Origin of the sequence: Streptomyces sp. x-80 (assembly GCF_046549095.1) — a bacterium.
Lineage (GTDB): Bacteria > Actinomycetota > Actinomycetes > Streptomycetales > Streptomycetaceae > Streptomyces > Streptomyces celluloflavus.
Window position 1 is genome coordinate 31,893 of sequence record NZ_JAJPWM010000020.1, and the last position, 21,854, is coordinate 53,746.

The window sequence follows — 21,854 nt, forward strand, 5'->3', positions numbered from 1 at the left end:
CGGGTACGGGTCAGCTCCGCACGAGGATGCAAAGGACACCGCCCAAATCGCTCGTTTTCCGTCTATCCCTTGCATCCCTTGCATAGTGCGTATCGCTCGTATCACTCATATTCAGGATGTCCCGGATGTCTCGGGTATCTGGGATATCTGCGGGGAATTGATCGCAGGGAACGGCGTTCGACGGTGAACGCGCCGCAGTAACAGGGGGTACAAGCATGGCCGCCAGGCCACTCGTCGCGCGGCAGCCCAATGAGCGGCTGCAAGCGCTGATCCAGGAAGCCGCGTGCTCCAACGCCGGGCTCGCCCGCCGCGTCAACATGTGCGGCGCGGAGCACGGCCTGGACCTGCGGTACGACAAGACCTCTGTGGCCCGGTGGCTGCGCGGACAGCAGCCGCGCGGCCGCGCCCCGGCCGTCATCGCGGAGGCATTGGGCCGGAAACTGGGCCGCACGGTCACCATCGACGAGATCGGGATGGCCGACGGCAAGAACCTCGCGTCCGGGGTGGGGCTCCAGTTCTCCCCGACCGTCCTCGGCGCGATCGAGCAGGTCTGCGAGCTGTGGCGCAGCGATGTCGGGCGCCGCGATTTCCTGAGCGGTTCGACGGTGGCGGCCTCGGCGCTGGTGGAGCCGAGCCGCGACTGGCTGATCACCGGCGCCGATTCGCAGGTCGCCCGGAACGCGGGGGCCCGGGTCGGCCTTTCGGACGTCGCGGCCGTCCGCGCCATGACCTCGGCGCTCGGTGAGCTGGACCACCGCTTCGGCGCCGGCCACGTCCGGCCCGTCGTCGTGCACTACCTCAACAGCGTCGTCTCGGGGCTGCTCGCGGGCTCGTACCGCGAATCCGTCGGCCGCGAACTGTTCGCGGCGGTCGCACGGTTGACGGAGCTGGGCGGCTACATGGCCGTCGACACCGGTCAGCCCGGCCTCGCGCAGCGCTACTACATCCAGGCGCTGCGGCTGGCCCAGGCGGCCGGCGACCGCGGCTACGGCGGCTACGTACTGGCCGCGAGTATGAGCCATCTCGCCGCCTCGCTCGGCAATCCACGGGAGATCGCCCAGCTCGCGCGCGCCGCACAGGAGGGCGCCCGCGGCCAGGTCACCCCGCGGGTGGAGGCGATGTTCTTCGCGGCGGAGGCGCGCGGTCACGCGCTGCTGGGCGACAACCGCGCCTTCCAGACGGTGGCCGGCCGGGCCGTCGCCGCGCTGGAGCGCGCCGAGGCGGCGTCCGAAGCGGGCGACGACCCGGCCTGGATCAGCCACTTCGACCACGCGTATCTGGCCGATGAACTCGCCCACTGCCACCGGGACCTGGGGCAGCCGGGTCCGGCCGGACAGCGCGCGCAGGAGGCGCTCGACGGCCATCCGGAGGGCCGGGTGCGGCGCCGCGCCATCGATCTGGTGCTGCTGGCCGGGGCCCAGGCGCAGCAGCGCGAGATCGAGCAAGCCTGTTGTACGGGCACCCAGGCGGTGGAACTGCTGAGCGGGCTGCGCTCGGACCGCGGCGCGGAGTATGTGGAGGACCTCCAGCAGCGACTTGAGCCGTACCGGGATGAACCGGTGGTACGGGAATTCAGCGCCCGGATGGAGCTGAAGGCCGCCGTCGCGGCGGCCTGAGGGCTGTCCCGTCATACCTGGCGCGGAGCGCGGGCGCAGGAGCCGGTGAAGGGGAGGCGGCGGCGGAGGGGGCGGCCAAAAGGAGCTCATGGGCCGGCCGGAGACCGGACGGCGTGCCGGGGATATTCGGTGCTGCCGGGGATATCGGGGGATGGCGGGGCTGGTGGGGAGTTGGCCCTCCGCGGCGGGCGGACCGGAGGCCCGGGTCCGCCCGCCGCCCCTTGGGGAGGGCGGGGGTGGTGACCAGGCGACATGGTCGAACGCCGCTGCGAACCGGTAGCGTGAGCCGACGATTCCGTAGGTCTGCGCGATGGTAGGAGTCCCGGTGAGGCAGAGCGGACAGGGCCAGGACCCGCAGAATTCTGCGGCCGGCCCCGCACGAGAGGGCCGTGTGCTGCCCGCCAATGGCGAGTCGTGGGCGCCCGACCACCAGGCCGCTCCACCACCCGGCCAGCCGTGGGGCCAGCCCTGGGGGCCCGGTCAGCACTCCGGCGGCCAGGCCGCTCAGCAGCCCGGCGGTCAGCAGCCCGGCGGTCAGCCGTACGGCCAGGCTCCGGCCCAGGGGCAGCCGCCGCACCAGGGGCAGCATTCCCACCAGGAGCAGTTTTCCCCTCAGGGACAGCATTCCCACCAGGGACCGGGACAGGGACAGGGGCAAGGACAGCCCTACGGCCAGGCCCCGATGCCGCACCAGCCGCTCCCGCCGCAGCAGTCCTTCTCCCCGCAGCCGCTCCCGCCGCACCAGCCGTTCCCGGCGCAGGGCGCGGCGTTCCCGCCGGCCCAGGGGCAGCCGCCGGTGCCGCCCATGCCGCCGTCGATGACGCAGCAGGCGCCCCCGCCCGTCGCCGACGCCGAGGCGACGGCCCTCCTGCCCCCCATCGCCGCGCAGGACGGCCCCGGTGCCCCCGGCGCGCTGCCGCCCGAGGGCCAGTCGTACGGCGGGCAGCAGAACTTCGCCCCGCAGCAGAGCTACGGGCAGCAGCAGAACTTCGCCCAGCAACACGGGCAGCAGCCGTACGGTCAGCAGTACCAGACCCAGCACCAGCCCCAGGCGTACGGGCAGCAGCCGCCGCAGGCCGCCTCCGGGCAGCTCGTACCGGCGACTCCGCAGCCCGGTGCGCCGCTGCCGCCCGCGGTGAGCGACGCGGAGGAGACCGCGCTGATACCGCCCTTCGGCGCGCAGCCGGGCGGACCGGGCGCCGGCGCCGCGCCGCTGCCCGGGGCGAACACGCGGCCCGAGACGCCCGGTGAGTCCACCACGATGCTGCGCCGCGTCAAGCCGCAACAGGGCCCGCCCCCGGGGCAGTCCCAGCCGCTCGCCGCGGCCGGTGTGGACGGTTCGGCGCCCACTCAGCTGATCCCCCCGATCGGCGCGGGTACGCCGCCCCCGTCGGCCGGGGGCCCGACCCCGCCGCCCGGCGCACCGTTCGGGAGCCGTCCCGGCGCGCCCGAGGAGCGGCCGACGCCCGCCGAGTTCGACGGGCTGTTCCGCAGCGGGCCGGGCACGCCGGGACCGGCCGCGACACCGGATTCCACCGCGCAGCTGCCGCGTTTCGAGGAGCCGGGCCGGCCGCCGTTCGGCCGGCCGGGCCACGGGCAGCAGCCGGTCCCGCCGCAGAGCGGTGGCCACGAGCCGCAGGTGTCCTACGACGACGGCCACGACGGGCGGCGCCGCAAGCCGGCGCCCGCCCTGGTCATCGGCATCGTCGTCGTCGCCCTGGCCGGGGTGGGGCTCGGCGTCGGCTGGGCGCTGAGCGGCGGCAGCGGCGACGACACCGCGAAGAAGCCGGACACCGGTGCCGGCGAGGAGAAGCCGGCGCAGAAGGCGAAGGACAAGCCGCCGGCGCAGCCTGCCGCCGATCCGGCCGAGGCGCAGGCCAAGGGCCTGGAGGCGCTGCTCGGCGACAGCAACAGCAGCCGCTCGGCCGTGGTCAACGCCGTCAAGAGCATCAAGACCTGCGACAACCTCGACGGCGCGGCCAAGGACCTGCGCTCCGCGGCCGGGCAGCGCAACGATCTGGTGAACCGGCTGAAGCAGCTGCCCGTCGACAAGATCCCTGGCAACGACCAGCTGACCGCGGCGCTGACCACGGCCTGGCAGTCGTCCGCGGCGGCGGACGACCACTACGCGGCCTGGGCCGACCAGGTCGGCGGCGACAAGGGCTGTCACAAGGGCAAGGCCCGCGGTACCGAGCAGGCTGCCCAGGGCAACACCGCCAGCGGCGAGGCGACCAAGGCCAAGCAGGCGGCGGCGAAGATCTGGAACCCGATCGCCCAGAAGTACGGCCTGACGGAGCGCCGCCCCGAGCAGCTCTGAGCGGCGGCCGGGCGGGGCCGGGCGGCGGGCGGCGGGCGGCGGGCGGCTCCCCGGCCCGCGGCCCCGGCCGCTCCGGCCACCCGCAGGGGGCCGGCCCCCTGACCCGGTCCGTACCTCCTCAGCCACCCGTACGGCGTCGCTCCAGCGTCGTCGTGACGTTCACGAAGCCGTCCTGGGCGGCGACCACCTGGCCGTCCCGGACGGTCTGGTAGGTCACCATCGCGTTGACGATGCGCGGGAAGTCCCGTACCGCCAGCATGTCGGCGGCGCGCCAGCGCAGCTCCGGGGTCAGGCCACCCGTGTCGATGGCCCGGCTGCCGCGGTCCAGCGCGGTCTGGAGGGCGTGCGAGGTGATGTCCTCGACGCCCTCGTCGTCGAGCTGCCGGACGAGGGCGTGCAGCGCGGTGTAGGCGATCCAGGTCGTCTGGACGCCCTGGTCGGCCGGGTCGATGCGGTTGTCGCCGAACGCGAAGTCGGTGACGACCTTGCGCATCGGCTTCCAGCGGGCGTCGCTCGCGACCGGGTACCAGCCGGTGAGGTAGGCGCCCTCCAGCGGCCCCGACCGGCCGCCCGTGCGGTTCACCAGCGACTGGTCCACGCTGCCCTGGACGGAGGAGATCCGCACCTTGGCGCGGTCGTCCCGGAGCCGCCGGAAGGAGTCGAAGAAGGTGTCCGTGTGATCGCCGAGCGAGGCGGTCACACACCCGCCCGCCGCCGTCCCGCCCGTCGTCCCGCCCGCCGTCGCCGTGGAGCGGCCGGCCGGCTCCGCGCGTACGCCGTCCAGCGCGCGCGTCACCGCGTCCGTGTAGTCGCTGCTGTCCTCGGGCGCCCGGATGTCCTTCACCGGGTCCCGGCCGCCGCTCTCCAGACCGGAGTTGAGCAGCTCGGGCATCCGGTCGCCCTGGAGGGTGTCCGGCCGTACCAGCGCGACGCGCTTGCAGGCGGCCGCCAGCTGCCGTCCGTTCCCGGCGAGCAGCGACGCCTGACCGCCGTTGACCGGGTAGGAGAGCGGGCTGGTGAACTCCTCGTCGGAGGCGCCGTAGCCGCCGATGAAGGGGATGCCCTTGGCTTCGAGCGGTGAGATGAACGAGCGGCCGAACTGGCTGTACGACCCGACGACGGCGACGGCCCCTTCGTCCACCGCGCGCTGCGCGCACCGGGCGGCGGCCACCGAGTCGTTGCGCTCGTTGCAGGTCAGGATCTTCAGCGGGTGCCCGGCGAGGCCGCCCTGGGAGTTGACCCACCGGGCGTACGCCTGCGCCATGGCGGGCATTCCCGGCATATTGGTCGCCTTGGTGCCCTCCGGCGCCCAGGTCATCACCGTGACCGGTGACTTGTCCCCGGAGTCCCCCGAGGCCCAGGGGAGGGAGCCGCAGCCCGTCACCAGCGACGCGACGGCCGCCGTACACGCCACCGCCGAAGCGGTCGCGGGCGGGAAGGGGCGGGGGAAGGGGCGGCGCCGTCCGGTCATGCTCAGGAAGATTCCGCGCCGCTCGAAACGGATGAGTGAAGGCGGGTCAACGGAGGGTGACGCGGTGGTGAACTCCGGGGGCCCGCCGCGGCCGATCAGCGGGGAACGTACGATCGAACACTGTGCAAGGTTCGGAGAAGTCTTCCCGTCGCGGGCGCCGCTCGACCACCATGGGCGGTATGCCACTCAAAGACATGCCGTGGTGGCGCTGGCGCAGCAATGTGCGCTCCGCGCTGCACATGCTCTCCGACCCCGCCTTCCAGCAGGAAGCCTGGCTGGCCGGTCTCCCCGGGTACGGAGACGTGACCGACGCGGTCTACCGCCTCGTCGAGGACACCTGGCTGGACAACTGGTCCGCCGACAAATACATCGGCACGGTCTTCCGGGACACCCAGGAAGCGGCCCTGGTCGACCTCGCCGTGCTGCGGGTGCTGCGCATCATGCACCAGGTGGGCGCGGACGCCCCGGTCGCCGCCTATGTCGGGCACCACGCCTGGCCGGAGGCCGTACGGGCGGCCCGGGAGGCGCATGTGCGGCTGGCGGTGGCGGACGGTGAGGACCCGGACGTGCCGCCGCATTCGCTGGAGGTCCTGGCCATCATGACGCGCAGGGCGGACGCCCCGGCCTGACCGGTCCCACAGGTGTGCGACCCTATGAGGTCATGAGCGAGTCGCAGTCCCCCCAGCCCGGTCGGCCCGACCAGTACGTCCTGACGCTGTCCTGCCCGGACAAGCAGGGGATCGTGCATGCGGTGTCCAGCTACCTCTTCATCACCGGCTGCAACATCGAGGACAGCCAGCAGTTCGGCGATCACGACACCGGCCTGTTCTTCATGCGGGTCCACTTCAGCGCGGACGCCTCGGCGAGCGTCGAGAACCTGCGGGCCGGCTTCGCCGCGGTGGGCGACTCCTTCCACATGGACTGGCAGATCCACCGGGCCGACGAGAAGATGCGCGTCATCCTGATGGTGTCCAAGTTCGGGCACTGCCTCAACGATCTGCTCTTCCGCTCCCGGATCGGCGCGCTGCCGGTCGAGATCGCGGCCGTGGTCTCCAACCACACGGACTTCGCCGAGCTCGTCGGCTCGTACGGCATCCCGTTCCACCATGTACCGGTGCGCCGCGACACCAAGGCCGCGGCCGAGGCGGAGCTGCTGGAACTGGTCCGCAAGGAGAACGTCGAGCTGGTGGTGCTCGCCCGCTATATGCAGGTGCTGTCCGACGATCTCTGCAAGGCGCTCTCCGGCCGGATCATCAACATCCACCACTCCTTCCTCCCGAGCTTCAAGGGCGCCAAGCCGTACCACCAGGCGCACGCCCGTGGTGTGAAGCTCATCGGGGCCACCGCCCACTATGTGACGGCCGATCTCGACGAGGGCCCGATCATCGAGCAGGAGGTCGAGCGGGTCGGCCACGGGGTCACGCCGGACCAGCTCGTGGCGATCGGCCGCGATGTGGAGTGCCAGGCGCTGGCGCGGGCCGTGAAGTGGCACAGCGAGCGCCGGGTGCTGCTGAACGGCAGCCGGACGGTCGTCTTCGCGTAGCCGGTAGCCGGTAGCCGCCCGTAGCCCGTCCGGCTTCGCGCGGGCCGGCCCGGCCCGTCGTCCGACCGGCCCGGCCGCCCGGCCCGCCGGGTGGTGGTCAGAGGCGGGACAGGGAGGCGGCCGCGAAGAGGACCTCGCGGATCGCCTCGCGTTCACCGTGCTGGCCCGCGGCGGCCTCGTCCGGCGAGACATGACCGGCGGCCAGCTGGCAGAACTCGGCGCTGTCCAGCGCGATATGCGCGACGGTGAGCTCCCGCGTGCCGACGGCGGCCGGGGAGTCCAGGGCTATGTACCAGTCACCGCCGCCGTTGCCCTCGACCTCCAGATGGAGCGTACGGCCCGGGGTGCCCGCCTCGACCAGCCGCCGTGGCGGCGAGGCCAGCCCGGCCCGGCGCCGGTGGGCCAACGCACGGGGCAGCAGCCGGGCGGCGAGATCGACCAGCCGGTGCAGATGCCCGGCGGCCGGGGGTTCGTACGGATAGTCCACCGCGTCCGCGATGTCTCCGGCGTGTACCCAGCACTCGAAGGCGCGGTCCAGGAACGCGTCGCGCAGGGGAAGGCCGAAATGGCCGTACGGTACGGCGGTTTCGGCCACCTGGGCGCCGCCGAACGACGCCGTCCTTATCAGCGTGTGACTCTGCTCGCGCCACGGGCCGTGGGCGGCCGACGGGCGGTGCTCTCCGTGCGCCGTCCGCCAGAACGCCTCGGTGCGGACGGTCGGCCCCCGGGTGTCCGGCGGGACGGCGCCGAGCGGGTCGGCCAGCCCGAGCGAGGCCGCGACCATGCCGTCCACCGCCGTCAGATGCCCGATGACACCGGCCACGGTCGTCTCGCGCTCGACCGGCCGGTCGCCCTCGAACCAGCGCAGCCGCACCGGGGCGCGCCACTCGGCCTTGCCCATGTCGCGGAGCAGCGCGTCGAGTTTGGCGGTCTCGGCGTCGTACGGAGTCGCCCACTCGGGCACGGGGATACGGGCCGGGCGGCGGCCGAGGCAGCCCGCCAGGACGCGGGAGCGCAGCAGCGGATCGAGGTCCAGGCTGTCGGCGGGGTGCAGCAGGCCGACGGCGTCGCGCAGCCGCAGCGCCTCGTCCGCGCAGGAGGCGCAGTCGGTGAGATGCGCCTCGACGAGGGCCGTCTCCTCGGCGGAACAGGCGGCCAGCGCCCAGGCGCCGAGCAGCGACTTGAGGACCCGGTGCGGCGGCGCGGCGGACCCGGCGGGCGTTCCCGGGACCGGGAACGGGAGGGGCGCCGGGACGGGCTCGGGCGGGGACCCGGACGGCAGCGCGGGCGCGCGCCCGAAGCCGGTCTGCGTGGGGCCGCTCACCGGGCCGGGGGCGGGCGTGATGTCGGGCAGCGGGCCGTGGTCCTCGGCGGCGGAACGCGGTGCCGGTATCCGCGGCAGACCGAGGGGCACACCGGGCACACCGTCGCTCTGAGGTCCCTGCGGTCCTTGCGGGTTCTGTGGTCCCCGCGGGCCGTGCCGGCCGGGCTGCGGACCGGGCCGGTCCCCGTGGTCCTCCGGATCGTGCGGTTCCTCGGGGCCGTCGTAACCGCCGTACTCGTCCGGGCCGTTCACCACGGCCGTCCGTGGTCCGTGCCGGGCGGCGGGGTCATCCCCGGGCCCGCGTGCGGGGTCTGGGACTGGGCGCCGCGAGGAGTGTGCGGCGGCTGGGACACGGGGGACGGCGCGGACGAGGAGTGCGGGGGACGGGCGGAGCGGGACGCGACCGACGGCGGGGACTGGTGGTTGTGGGCGGTGGACAGGAGTTGCAGGCCCAGGCGGAGCCGGCGGCGCGCCTCGTCCTCCGTGACGCCGAGGTCGGCGGCGGTCTGGCGGTAGTCCCGCCGCTGGAAATACGCGAGTTCCAGCGCGGCGCGCAGCGGTGCGGGCATGGACGTGACGATGTAGTCGGCGCGGGCGGCGGTGGACGCCTCGCGGATCTTCTGCTCTATCTCGGCGGGCGCCGGGGCATCGGGACCGCTGTCGCGCGCCGAGTCGGCCTCGGTCTGCCGCAGCCGCTGGACGGCCTGGTGGCGGGTGAGCGCGGCGACCCAGGAGCGCAGCGAGCCCTGCTTGGGGTCGTAGGAGTCCGGGTGCTCCCAGATGTAGCCGAACACCTCGCGGGTGATGCGGTCGGCGGCGTCCTCGTCGTCCAGGACGCGGTGCGCGAGGCTGTGCACGAGCGAGGCGAAGCGGTCGTAGAGCTCGCCGAGCGCGGCCGCCTCGCCACGGGCCAGCCGCTGCTGCATCCGCCTGTCCCAGCGGGGTGGTGCGTCGTTTCCCATTGGACCCCCATCCATGCCCGTCGCCGCCGTGCTCACACATCTGCCGGTACCCGTGCCCGGATCTGTGCTCACGATCACACGGTCCGCCGTGTCATCGAATGTAGTGCGCGGGTCCGACAACGCATGCCCCTTCGCGCAAACGGTGCCCGCGGGAGAACGCGGGCGGTGACGAGGCGGCGGAGGTGCGGCACTTCGTGGTGGTAATGCCCGATTGGGGCGGATCGAAGCGCATCGAAGTGGATCGTTCGTGCCCGTATCGGGCGATGTGTTATCCGTGTGTGACCGGATCCGTGGGAATGGGGGCCTCTTCATGGGCATAGTTGGGTGGGAACGGCCTCTTGCGCTAAGGATTCGAAAGAGTTTCAGGGGGGCGAGGCCGGGCACTCGTGCCGGGGAAGGGTGGCTTCCCGGTACATCTGGGGAGCATCCAGCACGAAAGCGAGCGAAAGGCTTCGAGCGCGTGTCATTGAAGGTGGCGGAGGACGCACAGGGCGCATGGGCCGTATTCCAGGTTTCCGGTGAAATGGACCTGGTCACCTCGCCCGCGGTGCGCCAGCATGTGCACGACGCGGTGGCGGACGGCCGGCGCAGCATCGTGCTCGATCTCTCCGAGGTGCTGTTCTGCGATTCCAGCGGCGTCGGAGTGCTGATCGCCGCGCGCCGGTTGATGCGCTCCTGCCAGGGGCGGCTGCGGCTGATCCTCCCCGCGCAGGGGGCCGTCGACGGTTCGCACGTCAACCGTGTGCTGGCGGCGCTCGGCGTCCGCCGGCTCTTCGAGGTCTACCCCGACCTGCACACGGCCGTCGACGAGAAGGCCGCACCGCTGACGGCCTGACGCGGTCGTGGCCCGACCCGTTCACCGCCCGGCGCGTTGTCGGTCCGACTCGTTCTCCGGCCGTCCTGTTCCGGGTCCGATCCGGTCGTGTCCGGCCCCGGGAACTCCGGCCGCCCGCCGCTGATTCACTCCGGCGCGTGAGATACCGCCGCCCCGTTCACCCGGCCCCGTACGGGAATTCCGCCCCTACGAGGAAGCCGCCACCGGACGTATGACGCGCGGCCCGCGTTCCGCGCGGGCTCCGGGTGCGTTCGCGCCGCCCCACCGGACGAGGGCCGCCGCGCAGTGCACGCGACGGCCGCCGTGGGTCCGCTCCGACAGCCGGGCCGGACAGGTTCCGCCGGGCCGTCCCGGTCCAGTGCCCCGCCCGGCAAGCTCTGCCCCGTCGCGCCGCCCAGCAGGCACGCTCGCCGCGTCGGCCAAAAGCCCTGGCAGCTCCGCTACCAGGGCTTTTTTGGCTGCCTTGCGATCGCACGCACCGGACGATGCTCCGCACGGGGCAGACATCGCCGGTCAGGGCACTAGCGTGTGGCGCCGCGGCGGAAGACCGCCCGCGCCCACAGGTAGCCGACCAGGGTGAGGCCGGCGCACCAGGCGACGGCGATGAGCGCGCTGTTGCCGATCGCGGTGCCCGTCAGCAGGCCCCGCAGGGTCTCGATGACCGGGGTGAAGGGCTGGTACTCGGCGAACCAGCGGAGCCCGGTGGGCATGGACTCCGGGGGGACGATGGCGCTTCCGAGGAAGGGGAGGAACGTCAGCGGCATGGGGATGTTGCTGGCGGTCTCGGGGGTCTTGGCCACCAGGCCGATCGCCGCCGACAGCCAGGTGAGCGCCAGGGTCAGCAGGGCGAGGAGGCCGAGGGCCGCGAGCCACTCGACGGGCGTGGCATCGGGCCGGAAGCCCATGAGGAGCGCGACGCCGATGACGAACGAGATGCTGACCATCGTCTGTATCACGCCGCCGACGACATGCCCGGTCAGGAAGGAGGCGCGGGAGATCGCCATCGTGCGGAACCGGTTGACGATGCCTTCGGTCTTGTCGACGCAGACGCCGACCGCGATGGACACGGCGCCGGAGGTCGCGGCCATCAGGATGATGCCGGGGGCGACGTAGTCGATATAACCGGCGCCGCCCTTGGCCGCCCCGCCGATACCGGTCCCCAGGGCGCCGCCGAAGACGTAGTTGAACAGAAGCAGCATCAAGACGGGCATCGCGACGACCGAGACCGTCATCGAGGGGTAGCGCAGCGCGTGCTTCAGGTTGCGCCGCAGCATCGTCGCCGAATCGCTGACGGCGTAGGACAGGGTGGTCATCGCGCGTTCTCCTTCGACGAGTTCGACGAGTTCGACGAGTTCGACGAGTCCGGTGCCCCGGCCGGGTGGCCGGGCCGGGGCTGCCCGGTCAGGGTGAGGAAGACGTCGTCGAGATCAGGGGTGTGCACGGTGAGCGACTCGGCCCGGACCGCCGCGGTGTCGAGGGCGTCGAGGACGGCGCGCAGGGCGGGGATGCTGCCGTCGCCGGGGAGGTGCAGGGCGAGCGCCTCGCTGTCGCGGGTGCCGGTGCCGAAGAGCGCGGCGGCCGCCGCGAGCCCGTCCGCATCGGCGAACTGAAGGCGGAGGTGGCTGCCGGGGATACGGCGCTTCAGCTCTGCCGCGGTGCCTTCGGCGACCAGCTTCCCGTGGTCCAGCACGGCGATACGGTCGGCGAGCTGGTCGGCCTCCTCCAGGTACTGGGTCGTCAGGAAGATCGTGACGCCGTCGTCGGTGACCAGGCCGCGGATGATCTCCCACATGGTGCGGCGGCTGCGCGGGTCGAGGCCGGTGGTCGGCTCGTCGAGGAAGATGACGCGCGGATCGCCGACCAGGGTCATCGCGAGGTCGAGCTTGCGCCGCATTCCGCCGGAGAAGGTGACGACGGGCTTGGCCGCGGCCTCGGTCAGATCGAAACGGCGCAGCAGGTCGGTGGCGCGCCGCCGGCCTTCGCGGCGGTCCAGATGGTGCAGGTCCGCCATGAGGTGCAGGTTCTCCCTGGCGGTGAGCAGGTTGTCCACCGCCGAGAACTGGCCGGTGACGCCGATCGCGGCGCGGACGGCATCGGCGTCCCGGGTGAGGTCGTGGCCCGCGACGCGCGCCTCGCCGGCGGTCGCGGGGATGAGCGTGGAGAGGATCTGCACGGTGGTGGTCTTGCCCGCGCCGTTGGGCCCGAGCAGGGCGAAGACGGTGCCCTCGGGGATGTGCAGGTCGATACCGTCGAGCACCACCTTGTCGCCGTAGGACTTGGCCAGCCCGGTGGCGGTGATCGCCGGGGGGCGGGTGGCCGTGGCGGCCGCGGTCGGTGTGGTCGGGCCGGTCGTCGTGGCGGTCATGGCAGTCGTGTCTCTTCCTGTCGCTGCGGTGGGGTGGCCGGTCAGGAGCGGTGGATCACGATGTCGCCGAGCCCGGTGCGGGCGCGTACCTCGACGGTCTCGTCGGACTTCTCGGGGCCCTCGGACGGTTCGAGGGTGTTGCGCACACCGCCGAGGCGGGTGTGTACGTCGAGCCAGGCGGCGCTGGACTCCCGGATGCCGACCTCCAGATCACCGACGGCGGTCTGGAGCACGATCTGGCCGCGCGCCACTTCGCCGATCCGGATGCCGCCGTTGGCGGCCTTGGCCTCGACGCCGGCGTGCGCGATGCCGACGGAGATCCGGCCGTTGGCCGCGTTCGCCCGCAGGTCGCCGGTGACCTCGGCGAGCGTGATCTCGCCGTTGCTGTTCTTGACCGTCGCCGCGCCCGCGAACAGGCCGGCGTCGATCCGGCCCGCCCCGGTGATCTCGGCGTCCCCCGCCGCGTGGTCCAGGCGGATATCGCCGTGATCGGTCTTCAGATGCACGGCCGCCGCCTGGTCGACCTGGATGTCGCCGACCGAGGTCTTGAGCCGGCAGCTCCCGAGGCGGCCCGTGCAGAGGAAGTCCGCGATGGGCGAGGTGCCCTGGACGTCCGAGCCGGCCGGCAACTCGATGCGCACGTCCAGCGAGCCGCTCCGGCCGAACGGGGAGCGCTTCTTGGGCCCCTTGACCACCAATGTGCCGTCCGAGCAGGTGACTTTGGTCTGCTGCGCGGCCCGCACGTCGGCGTCCATGGTGTCGTCGGCCGGCAGGACCTCGACGACCGTGTCCGTGCGGCTGCCCGCGGTGATGCGGGCGGTCCCGATGTCGAATTCGAGGATGACGGAGATCGGTTCGGGAGTGTCGAAAGCAGGCATGGCTGTCCCGTCCTCATGGCTGTGGTGGGTGTTCCCGCCGGTCGGGCGGGTGAAAGGAGTGAAGAAGTGAAGGGGGGTGCAGGGGGGTGAAGGGGGTGCGGGGGAGGTGGTGCGCGGTACGCCGGTGCCGGCTAGCGGACCCACCCCGTGAAGCCCTGCTGGCCCCCGTGGCGGCTGCGGCCCGTGGGGTGGTCGCGCCCGCCCGGTTCCAGGGCGGTGGCGACGGCCCGCACCAGCCAGGCGTTGACCGACAGCCCTTCTTGGCCCGCGGCGTCCTCGACCCGGGTCTTGAGGTGGGCGGGAAGGCGGAAGTTGATCCGCGCCGTACCGCCCTCGTCGCCCTCCGCGGGGGCGGGCGGCGCGGACGCCCGTACGCCGCTCGGCGCGCTCTCGCGCTCCCCGGCTCCCTCGTACGGTTCCGAAGCCGGTGGCGGGGTCACTGCGAACTCGGGGTCGAGGCCGCGCAGCCGTACGTCGACCGAGCCCGGTGCCAGGTCGCGGGTGACTTCGCCCATGGCGGCGGAGAGCACGTTCAGCAGGGTGAGCCGGGCGGCCGACTCCAGGGGGGCGGTGAGCCGTTCGGCCAGCGCGCGGGCTTCGTCGCCGCCGGCGTCCGCGGCGACCGCGAGTTCGTGCCGGAGGTTGTCGACGTACGGGGTGAGGTCCATAACGCCATCATGGCACCACGGTGGCGCCACTGCAAGCATGTGTGGCGCCACGCATGCGCCATGTGGCGCATCCGGCCGTCTACCGTTCCCCGTATCGCCCGTCCGGCGCCGCGCGGCACGCCTCCGGGCGGACCCCGCCGTACGGCCCCCAGACGCGGCCGGTGGCCAGCACCACCACCGAGGTCGTCGCCGCCAGGGCGTACGCCGTCAGCGCCATCGACAGTGCGCCCGTCACCGTGTCGAAGGCGTGGTTGAAGAAGCCCGACACCGTCAGCCACACCACCCCCCGGACGGTCAGATACAGCTGCACCGCCGCGCACACCAGCAGCGCGCCCCGCACATCGCGCCGGCCGCGGAACGCCAGCCCCCCGAGCAGCAGCAGCGCGATCACCGTTCCCACGGTCGTGAACCCGGCGGTGGCGGCCAGCCGGAGATCGCCGGGGACGGCGGCGTCGATCACCCCGCGCAGATAGCGCGCCGCGGCCAGCCTGCCGGACATCAGGTCCCAGGCGGTCCAGGCGAGCCGCGCCACCCCCAGGACCAGGAAGAGCACCCCGCAGATCCGGGACGGGCGGCGCCACCAGCCGCCGGGGGCGAGACCGGTGCGGGCGTCCGGACCGGGGCGGGAACCGGTGCCGGTCCGGACGCCGCCCTCGCGCGCGCGGCCCGGGGCGCGGCCGCGGCGCTCGGTGGCCGGGAACAGCGCGGCCGGTACCACCAGTGCCGTCACCAGACCGAGCCCATGGGTGGCGAGCGCCCAGCCGCCCCGCGGGTCGGAGCTGTACTGAGCGCGGTAGGCGGGCTCCAGCAGGCCCACGCCCTCGCGCAGCGCGGCGGCCAGCAGCACGAACCCGCACAGCAGCGCGGCGGTCCGCGCCACCCGCCGCTGCGCCAGCAGCAGCACCGCCACGACCAGGAGTGCCACGGCGAACGCCCACTCGCCGGGGCCGACCACCTGCGTCGCCGCGAACGCGCCCGGGTTGAACAGGCTCTCGACGAAATCACCGGCGCCGGCGCCCCGTTGGACGGTGTCATAGACCGTCCACGCCGCCAGCGCACCACCGCACAGAGCCAGGCAGAGACCGGCCGCGAGATACCCGCCGCTGTGCTCCTGGGCGGCCCGGCCGGGGTCGGGGTCCGGCCGTACGTCCACCGCTCCGCCGTCCTGCATCACCATGGCCGACCCCCCGCTCCGCCCGCGCCGGCTGCCGCACCGGCCGGTCCGGTACGGCAGCTTCACTGTGTCAAGGACGGCCCGCGGGCCGACGGAGGTTCCACCCCGTGTGTCGGCGGCGCGCCCGGTGCGCCGGGGGTGTGCGCCGCCTGTCGCGGGGGGTTCGGCTCCCGTGCGGCCGGGGCCCTGGCCCGTGTGCCGTCGGGCTCGGGCGCCGGGGCGGGGCGGCGGCCGGCGCGGCGGGCGGGCGACACGGGGGCGGGTGTGCGGGGCGCCGCCACTGCCGGTGCGGTGACGGTGCGGCAAGATGGGCCCATGGGGAGCTTCGGGGGCGAAGGCCGGCTGATCGCGGGCCGCTATCGCCTGGGAGTACGGCTGGGCCGTGGCGGTATGGGCACGGTCTGGCGGGCCTCCGACCAGCTGCTGGGTCGTCAAGTGGCGGTGAAGGAACTGCACTTGGACGACGACCCGGGCGAGCCCGCGCAGCAGGTGCAGCGCGAGCGCACGATGCGCGAGGCGCGCACGGTCGCCCGGATCAAACATCCGAACGTGATCGTCGTACACGACGTGGTCGAACAGGACGGCCGGCCGTGGATCGTGATGGAGCTGGTGGAGGGCCCCTCGCTCGCCGACCGGCTCAACGGCGGCGGTCCCGTCGCCCCGCGCGAGGCGGCCCGGATCGGGGTGGCGCTGCTGGGCGCGCTGCGGGCGGCGCACGCGCGCGGGGTGCTGCACCGCGATCTCAAGCCCGCCAACGTCCTGATGGAGGCGGGCACCGGCCGGGTCGTGCTCACCGACTTCGGCATCGCCAAGGTCCCCGGCGTCAGCACGCTCACCGAGACCGGCGGGTTCGTCGGCTCGCCCGAGTACACCGCGCCGGAGCGGATGGCGGGCCAGGGCGCCGGCCCCGAAACGGACCTGTGGTCGCTCGGGGTGCTGCTCTGTACCGCCCTCAGTGGCGAATCGCCCTTCCGCCGCGATTCGTTGGGCGGCATCCTGAACGCCGTCATCCACGACACGATCGAACTCCCGGAGGCGGCCCGCCCGTTGCTCGCCGTCGTCGGCGGCCTGCTGGAGCGCGATCCGCTGCGACGGCTCGGCGTCGGCGAGACCGAACGGCTGCTGCGCGGCTATCTCCATTCGGGCCGCGCCCCGGAACGCGAGGCGGCGGGGCACGGGCCGGGCGACTCCCGGACGGACGGCGCCGGCGGAGGGGCGGCCGCCCACCGCCCCGAGGCGGACCGCCCCGCCACCCACGCCCCGCTCCACGACGGACCCGGCGACGGGCTGCCGAGCGGGCATCCGACCGGTGAGGACCCGGCCGACGGCCGGGTCCCGGCAGCGGGCGGCGCACCAGGACCCGGGCCGGCCGGCCACACTCCGTACGGCCGCGCCCACGGCCGGCCGTCCTTCGGCCGCGGCGGCCGCACCGCGGGCCGGGCGGGCGGCCGGACCCCCGGCGTCCCGATCCCGGACGCACTGGACGACCGCGCGCTGGCCGCCGCCGCCCGCCCGCACACCGGCCGTATCCGCACCGTCCTGCTCATCGTGCTGGCGGTGCTCGTGCTCGGGGGCGCCGGGGCGGGCATCGCGGTACTGATCATGAACCGGAACGGTGCGGACGGCGGGGACACCGGGGACGGCACGGACGGCAGGGACGCCGGAACCGGCCGGTACCGGCCGGCGCCGGACCCGCATCCCACCCAGGACATCCGGCCCCGGCACGCCGCCCCCGGCGCCCGGCACCCGGAGGGCGCACCCGGCACCGCCGTCACCGCCGTCCCCGCCGCCCCGGGCGACACCGCCGATGCCCCCGCCGGCTACGGCATCGTCCGCGACCCGGCCGGTTTCGCGCTCGCCGTACCGGACGGGTTCACCCGCTCCTACGAGAAGCCGCGGATCTACTACTACTCGGCGGGCCGGCGCTTCCGGCTCGGCATCCACCTCCAGCGGCCGGCACCGGACGGACCGCTCGGCGCGATGCGCGCGGCGCACGCACAGGGCCCCGGCAGCTACCCCGGCTACCACGCCGGCCGGGTCACCGGGACCACCCACCACGGACATCCGGCCGCGCTCTGGGAGTTCTCCTGGGACGGCGGCCCCGAGGACGGCGGCCCGCGCCACACCTACGACCTCAGCTGGGACCAGGACGGCCGGATGATCGACGTATGGGTCTCGGCGCCCGTCGGCCAACTCGCCGAGTCCAGACGCCACTTCGCCACCGCACTCGGCACCTTCCGGGCGGCGGACCCGGACGCGTACGAGGACCCGGGCGAGGACGCGTACGCGGGCACGGACCGCTGAGCGCGGAGCCGCGCGCCACGCCATCCGCGCTGACCAGGCCCCTTACGGCCAGCGGCCACTGGCGCGATGCCGCGGCCCGCGCGAAAACTCGTTACTCCCTGGTACACAAAGCGCGCGGGGAGGAATACCCTCGCCGACATGACGGACTCGCAGGACACCGGAACAGCCGCCGCCCCCGTCGACGAGGCCCCCGCGGCCCCGGCGACCGCCCCCGCGCCCGCCGACGGCAACCCGGTCGCGCCCACCGCGGCGGGCACCCGTACCGCCGCGGACGTGGTGACCCCCGAGGTGGCCGCCCGGCTCACCCGCGGCGTGGTCGGCAGTGGCCGCACCGCCAACCACACCCCGTTCACCGGGGAGAAGCTCGCCGACCTGCCGGAGTCCACCCCCGCGGATGTCGCCACCGCCTTCGAACGGGCCCGTGCCGCCCAGCGGCGCTGGGCCCAGGTGCCGGTCAAGCGGCGCGCCGCCGTCCTGCTCCGCTTCCACGACCTGGTGCTCCGCCGCCAGGCCGAGGTGCTCGACCTGATCCAGCTGGAGACCGGCAAGGCGCGGCTGCACGCCCACGAAGAGGTGCAGGCGGTCGCCGTCGCCGCCCGCCACTACGGCCGCAAGGCACCCGCGTACCTCAGGCCCAGGAGCCACACCGGTGTCGTCCCGACCCTGACCAAGGTCACCGAGCTGCGCCAGCCGCGCGGCGTCGTCGGCCAGATCGCCCCCTGGAACTACCCCTTCGAACTCTCCGTCGGCGACGCGCTGCCGGCCTTCGCCGCGGGCAACGCCGTCGTCATGAAGCCCGACACGGAGACCGCGCTGACCGCGCTCTGGGCCCGTGAGCAGCTCATCGAGGCCGGGCTGCCGGAGGACGTCTGGCAGGTCGTGATCGGCGAGGGCCCGGTCATCGGCCCGGCCGTCGTCGGGCACGCCGACTACGTCTCCTTCACCGGCTCGACCCGTACGGGCCGCGAGGTCGCCCAGGGCGCCGCCGCCCGGCTGGTCGGCGTCTCCCTCGAACTCGGCGGCAAGAACGCCATGCTGGTGCTGCACGACGCCGATGTGGAGAAGGCCGCGGCCGGCGCGGTGCGCGGCTGCTTCTCCTCCGCGGGCCAGCTGTGCATCTCCATCGAGCGGCTGTACGTCCACGAGTCCATCGCCGACGACTTCGTCCGGCGCTTCGCCGCCCGCACCAGGGCGATGCGGCTGGGCACCGCCCTCGCCTACGGCGCCGAGATGGGCTCCCTGGCCGGCGAGCGCCAGCTGGAGACCGTCACCCGCCATGTCGAGGAGGCCGTCGCCCAGGGCGCCGAGCTGATCGCCGGCGGCCGCCCCCGCCCCGACATCGGCCCGCTGTTCTACGAGCCGACGATCCTCGACGGCGTACGGGCGCCGATGGCCGTCTGCGAGGAGGAGACCTTCGGCCCGGTCGTCTCCGTCTACCGCTTCGGCGACGAGGACGAGGCGGTCGCGCTCGCCAACGCCACGCCGTACGGCCTGAACGCCAGCGTCTGGACCAAGGACGGCCGCCGCGGCCACGCGGTCGCCGCCCGGCTGCGCACCGGCACCGTCAACGTCAACGAGGCATACGCCGCGGGCTACGGCAGCGTCCAGTCGCCGATGGGCGGGATGGGCGATTCGGGGCTGGGCCGCCGGCACGGCTCCGAGGGCATCCTCAAGTACACGGAGGCGCAGACCGTCGCCCAGCAGCGGGTGCTGCCGCTCGGGCCGTCGCTCGGGATGACGGACGAGCAGTACGCCCGGTTCATGTCCCGCAGCCTGCGCGCGCTGAAGGCCCTGCGGCTGCGCTGAGGGACGCCACGGGGCCCGCCCGCCGGGCCCCCGGCGCGGCCGGGCCCCCGCCCACCAGAAACCCAGGAGAGCCAGTGCCCCAGGACCACTCTGCCCGGACCCGGGCGGCGGACCCGAACGAAACCGGCGCCGACGGGTACGCCGACGGCGGCTCCGACAGCGACGGCAGCGACGGCAGCCACACCGGCCACGCCGTATCCGAGGAACCCGCCCGGTCCGGCGGACACCCCGGATACGACTACGACGTCCTCGTCATCGGCTCCGGCTTCGGCGGGGCCGTCTCCGCGCTGCGGCTGACCGAGAAGGGCTACCGCGTCGGCGTCCTCGAAGCCGGCCGGCGGTTCACCCGGCAGACGCTCCCCAAGAACTCCTGGGACCTCCGCAACTACCTCTGGGCCCCCGCGCTCGGCTGCTACGGCATCCAGCGCGTCCATCTGCTCGGCAATGTGATGGTGCTCGCGGGCGCCGGTGTCGGCGGCGGTTCGCTCAACTACGCCAACACCCTCTATGTCCCCCCGCGGCAGTTCTTCGAGGACCGCCAGTGGGGCCACATCACCGACTGGCAGGCCGAGCTGGCGCCCTACTACGACCAGGCCCGGCGGATGCTCGGGGTCCGCCTCAACCCGACGATGACGCCCTCCGACGTCCACCTCAAGGCCGCGGCCGACACGATGGGCGTCGGCGACTCCTTCCACCTCGCCCCGGTCGGCGTCTTCTTCGGCGACGGCCGGGACGCCGTCAGCGGGGAGGAGACCGGGACCGCGCGGACCGCGCCGGGCACCGAGGTCCCCGATCCCTACTTCGGCGGAAAGGGCCCCGCCCGCTCCGCGTGCACGGAGTGCGGCGAGTGCATGACCGGCTGCCGGCACGGCGCCAAGAACACCCTCAACGAGAACTACCTGTACCTCGCCCAGCAGGCCGGCGCGGTCGTCCACCCGATGACCTCCGCCGTCACCGTCACCGAGGACTCACGGGGCGGCTTCGCCGTCGCCACCCTCCCCACCGACAACAGACGCAAGGGCCGCGGCCGTACGTTCACCGCCCGCCGGGTCGTCATCGCGGCCGGTACGTACGGCACCCAGACCCTGCTGCACAAGATGCGGGACAGCGGCCTGCTGCCCGGCATCTCCGCCAGACTGGGCGAGCTGACCCGGACGAACTCCGAGGCGCTGGTGGGCGCGCAGACCGACAACCGCCGCTACCGCACGGCACACGGCACACGGCCCGACTTCACCCGCGGCGTCGCGATCACCTCGTCCATCCACCCCGACGCCGACACCCATATCGAACCGGTCCGTTACGGCCGGGGATCGAACGCGATGGGTGCCCTGTCCATCCTCCAGGTGCCGGCCGGCTCCCGGGCCCCACGCGCCGCCGCCTGGCTGGCCAACTGCGCCCGGCACCCCGCGCTGCTGCTCCGTTCGCTCTCCAACCGCCGCTGGTCCGAGCGCACCATCATCGGCCTGGTGATGCAGTCACTGGACAACTCCCTGACGACGTACCGCAAACCGGGCGGCATCGGGAAGGGCCTGCTCACCGCCCGCCAGGGCCACGGCGCGCCCAACCCGAAGCAGATCCCCGAGGCCACCGCGGCGGCCACCCTCATCGCCCGGGAGATCAACGGCTTCGCGGGCAGCAACATCGGCGAGCTGATGGGTACGCCGCTGACCGCGCACTTCCTGGGCGGCTGCCCGATCGGCGAGGACGCGGACCACGGCGTCATCGACCCCTACCACCGCCTCTACGGCCACCCGGGCATCTCGGTCGTCGACGGTTCCGCGGTCTCCGCCAACCTCGGCGTCAACCCGTCCCTGACGATCACCGCCCAGGCCGAGCGCGCGATGTCGCTCTGGCCCAACAAGGGCGAACGGGACCCCCGCCCCGCCCCGGGCCGGCCGTACCGGCGGCTGGCGCCGGTCGCGCCGGTCCGCCCCGCCGTCCCCGAGAAGGCGTTCGGCGCCCTGAACCTGCCGTTCCTGGCCGTACCGCCGGTGCCGCCGAAACGGCCGGCGGACGGGGCGGGAAAGGCCGCGGACGACGAGACGCCCGAGGCGTCCTGAGGGTGGACGGGCGGTCGTGGCCCCGGGACGCCGTCCGTGGGTCGCGGTCCGTGGGTCGCGGTCCGGGACAGAGCGAAGGGCCCCGGGACGCCGTCCGCGAGGGGGGTTCGCGGCCGGCCACGGGGCCCTTGGCTTTCGGTGCCGGCGTCAGGGCGTCGCCGGTACCGACGGGCAGCGCCGGGGGGTGGCGCCGCTGGCTCTGGGGTGGTGCTGGAGGTGGTGCCGGACGGTGGAAGGGCGCCGGACGGGCCCGCGGCAGCGCCACGGTCCGTACCGCAGCACGGCAGGTGGTTCGTCGAGCATCGTCCTGGACGCGCCTCACCGGGCGCAACCGTTCCGACCGGATGCGGTCGGCCCCGGGCGTCCCCAGGACCGACCACCCCACTCGGATGTGACCGGGCTGCTGTCCCCTGCTGACCGGCCACCGCACCGGAACGAGGTCCCACGACACGGACCGCGGCAAGCGGTCGGCGTCTCATCGCTCCGGCTTTCCGCCCGAGGGGCGGCGTCTACGCGTAGTCCCACTGGCCG

At 73.8% G+C, this 21,854-nt stretch carries 16 protein-coding genes; 8 read left to right on the forward strand and 8 right to left on the reverse strand.

Annotated elements, in window-relative coordinates; translation table 11 throughout:
* Positions 1 to 215 precede the first annotated feature (215 nt).
* Both ACLJWH_RS32360 and ACLJWH_RS32365 read left to right on the forward strand, forming a co-directional pair.
* Positions 216 to 1,616, forward strand: a complete 1,401-nt coding sequence (locus ACLJWH_RS32360; RefSeq protein ID WP_411145327.1) for a transcriptional regulator — start codon at positions 216 to 218, stop codon at positions 1,614 to 1,616.
* A gap of 325 nt (positions 1,617 to 1,941) precedes the next feature.
* Positions 1,942 to 3,933, forward strand: a complete 1,992-nt coding sequence (locus tag ACLJWH_RS32365; RefSeq protein ID WP_411145328.1) for a hypothetical protein — start codon at positions 1,942 to 1,944, stop codon at positions 3,931 to 3,933.
* 118 nt (positions 3,934 to 4,051) lie between these two features.
* Here the strand turns inward: ACLJWH_RS32365 and ACLJWH_RS32370 are convergent, their stop codons facing one another.
* Positions 4,052 to 5,404 carry an ABC transporter substrate-binding protein gene (locus ACLJWH_RS32370; protein ID WP_411145329.1) on the reverse strand — a complete coding sequence of 451 codons (1,353 nt, stop codon included), beginning with the start codon at positions 5,402 to 5,404 and terminating at the stop codon, positions 4,052 to 4,054.
* A 170-nt stretch (positions 5,405 to 5,574) separates the two neighbouring features.
* Between ACLJWH_RS32370 and ACLJWH_RS32375 the strand changes: the two genes are divergently transcribed.
* Both ACLJWH_RS32375 and purU read left to right on the forward strand, forming a co-directional pair.
* Positions 5,575 to 6,033 carry an SCO4402 family protein gene (locus tag ACLJWH_RS32375; RefSeq protein WP_411145453.1) on the forward strand — a complete coding sequence of 153 codons (459 nt, stop codon included), beginning with the start codon at positions 5,575 to 5,577 and terminating at the stop codon, positions 6,031 to 6,033.
* Between the two features lie 32 nt (positions 6,034 to 6,065).
* Positions 6,066 to 6,947 carry a formyltetrahydrofolate deformylase gene (purU, locus tag ACLJWH_RS32380; RefSeq protein ID WP_411145330.1) on the forward strand — a complete coding sequence of 294 codons (882 nt, stop codon included), beginning with the start codon at positions 6,066 to 6,068 and terminating at the stop codon, positions 6,945 to 6,947.
* Between the two features lie 97 nt (positions 6,948 to 7,044).
* Here the strand turns inward: purU and ACLJWH_RS32385 are convergent, their stop codons facing one another.
* Both ACLJWH_RS32385 and ACLJWH_RS32390 read right to left on the reverse strand, forming a co-directional pair.
* On the reverse strand, positions 7,045 to 8,523 hold the full coding sequence (locus ACLJWH_RS32385; protein ID WP_411145331.1) for a zf-HC2 domain-containing protein: 1,479 nt from the start codon (positions 8,521 to 8,523) through the stop codon (positions 7,045 to 7,047).
* Positions 8,520 to 9,233, reverse strand: a complete 714-nt coding sequence (locus ACLJWH_RS32390; protein ID WP_411145332.1) for a sigma-70 family RNA polymerase sigma factor — start codon at positions 9,231 to 9,233, stop codon at positions 8,520 to 8,522. Before ACLJWH_RS32390 ends, ACLJWH_RS32385 begins: the two co-directional genes overlap by 4 nt.
* A gap of 460 nt (positions 9,234 to 9,693) precedes the next feature.
* Here ACLJWH_RS32390 and ACLJWH_RS32395 point away from each other — a divergent pair, with 460 nt between their 5' ends.
* Positions 9,694 to 10,068 (forward strand): STAS domain-containing protein, encoded by a 375-nt coding sequence (locus tag ACLJWH_RS32395; RefSeq protein ID WP_411145333.1) that lies wholly within the window; start codon positions 9,694 to 9,696, stop codon positions 10,066 to 10,068.
* 521 nt (positions 10,069 to 10,589) lie between these two features.
* Here ACLJWH_RS32395 and ACLJWH_RS32400 read toward each other — a convergent pair.
* The 5 genes from ACLJWH_RS32400 to ACLJWH_RS32420 form a co-directional block, all read right to left on the reverse strand.
* A complete protein-coding gene (locus tag ACLJWH_RS32400) occupies positions 10,590 to 11,381 on the reverse strand; it encodes an ABC transporter permease (protein ID WP_411145334.1) in 792 nt (263 codons plus the stop codon).
* Complete coding sequence (locus tag ACLJWH_RS32405; RefSeq protein ID WP_411145335.1) at positions 11,378 to 12,433, reverse strand: ATP-binding cassette domain-containing protein; 1,056 nt, start codon at positions 12,431 to 12,433, stop codon at positions 11,378 to 11,380. Before ACLJWH_RS32405 ends, ACLJWH_RS32400 begins: the two co-directional genes overlap by 4 nt.
* A 41-nt stretch (positions 12,434 to 12,474) precedes the next feature.
* Entirely contained in the window at positions 12,475 to 13,311 is an 837-nt protein-coding gene (locus ACLJWH_RS32410; protein WP_411145336.1) for a DUF4097 family beta strand repeat-containing protein, read from the reverse strand.
* Between the two features lie 131 nt (positions 13,312 to 13,442).
* Positions 13,443 to 13,979 (reverse strand): hypothetical protein, encoded by a 537-nt coding sequence (locus ACLJWH_RS32415; protein WP_411145337.1) that lies wholly within the window; start codon positions 13,977 to 13,979, stop codon positions 13,443 to 13,445.
* Positions 13,980 to 14,058: 79 nt separating this feature from the next.
* Positions 14,059 to 15,156: a hypothetical protein gene (locus ACLJWH_RS32420; protein WP_411145338.1), complete on the reverse strand. Its 1,098-nt coding sequence runs from the start codon at positions 15,154 to 15,156 to the stop codon at positions 14,059 to 14,061.
* Between the two features lie 312 nt (positions 15,157 to 15,468).
* On the opposite strand from ACLJWH_RS32420, the gene ACLJWH_RS32425 reads away from it, so the two are divergent.
* The 3 genes from ACLJWH_RS32425 (at position 15,469) to ACLJWH_RS32435 (ending at position 21,323) form a co-directional block, all read left to right on the forward strand.
* Entirely contained in the window at positions 15,469 to 17,457 is a 1,989-nt protein-coding gene (locus ACLJWH_RS32425) for a protein kinase domain-containing protein (RefSeq protein ID WP_411145339.1), read from the forward strand.
* Between the two features lie 138 nt (positions 17,458 to 17,595).
* Positions 17,596 to 19,263, forward strand: coding sequence for a succinic semialdehyde dehydrogenase (locus tag ACLJWH_RS32430; protein ID WP_411145340.1), 1,668 nt, complete (start codon positions 17,596 to 17,598; stop codon positions 19,261 to 19,263).
* Positions 19,264 to 19,337: 74 nt separating this feature from the next.
* Entirely contained in the window at positions 19,338 to 21,323 is a 1,986-nt protein-coding gene (locus tag ACLJWH_RS32435; protein ID WP_411145341.1) for a GMC oxidoreductase, read from the forward strand.
* Positions 21,324 to 21,854: the final 531 nt, after the last annotated feature.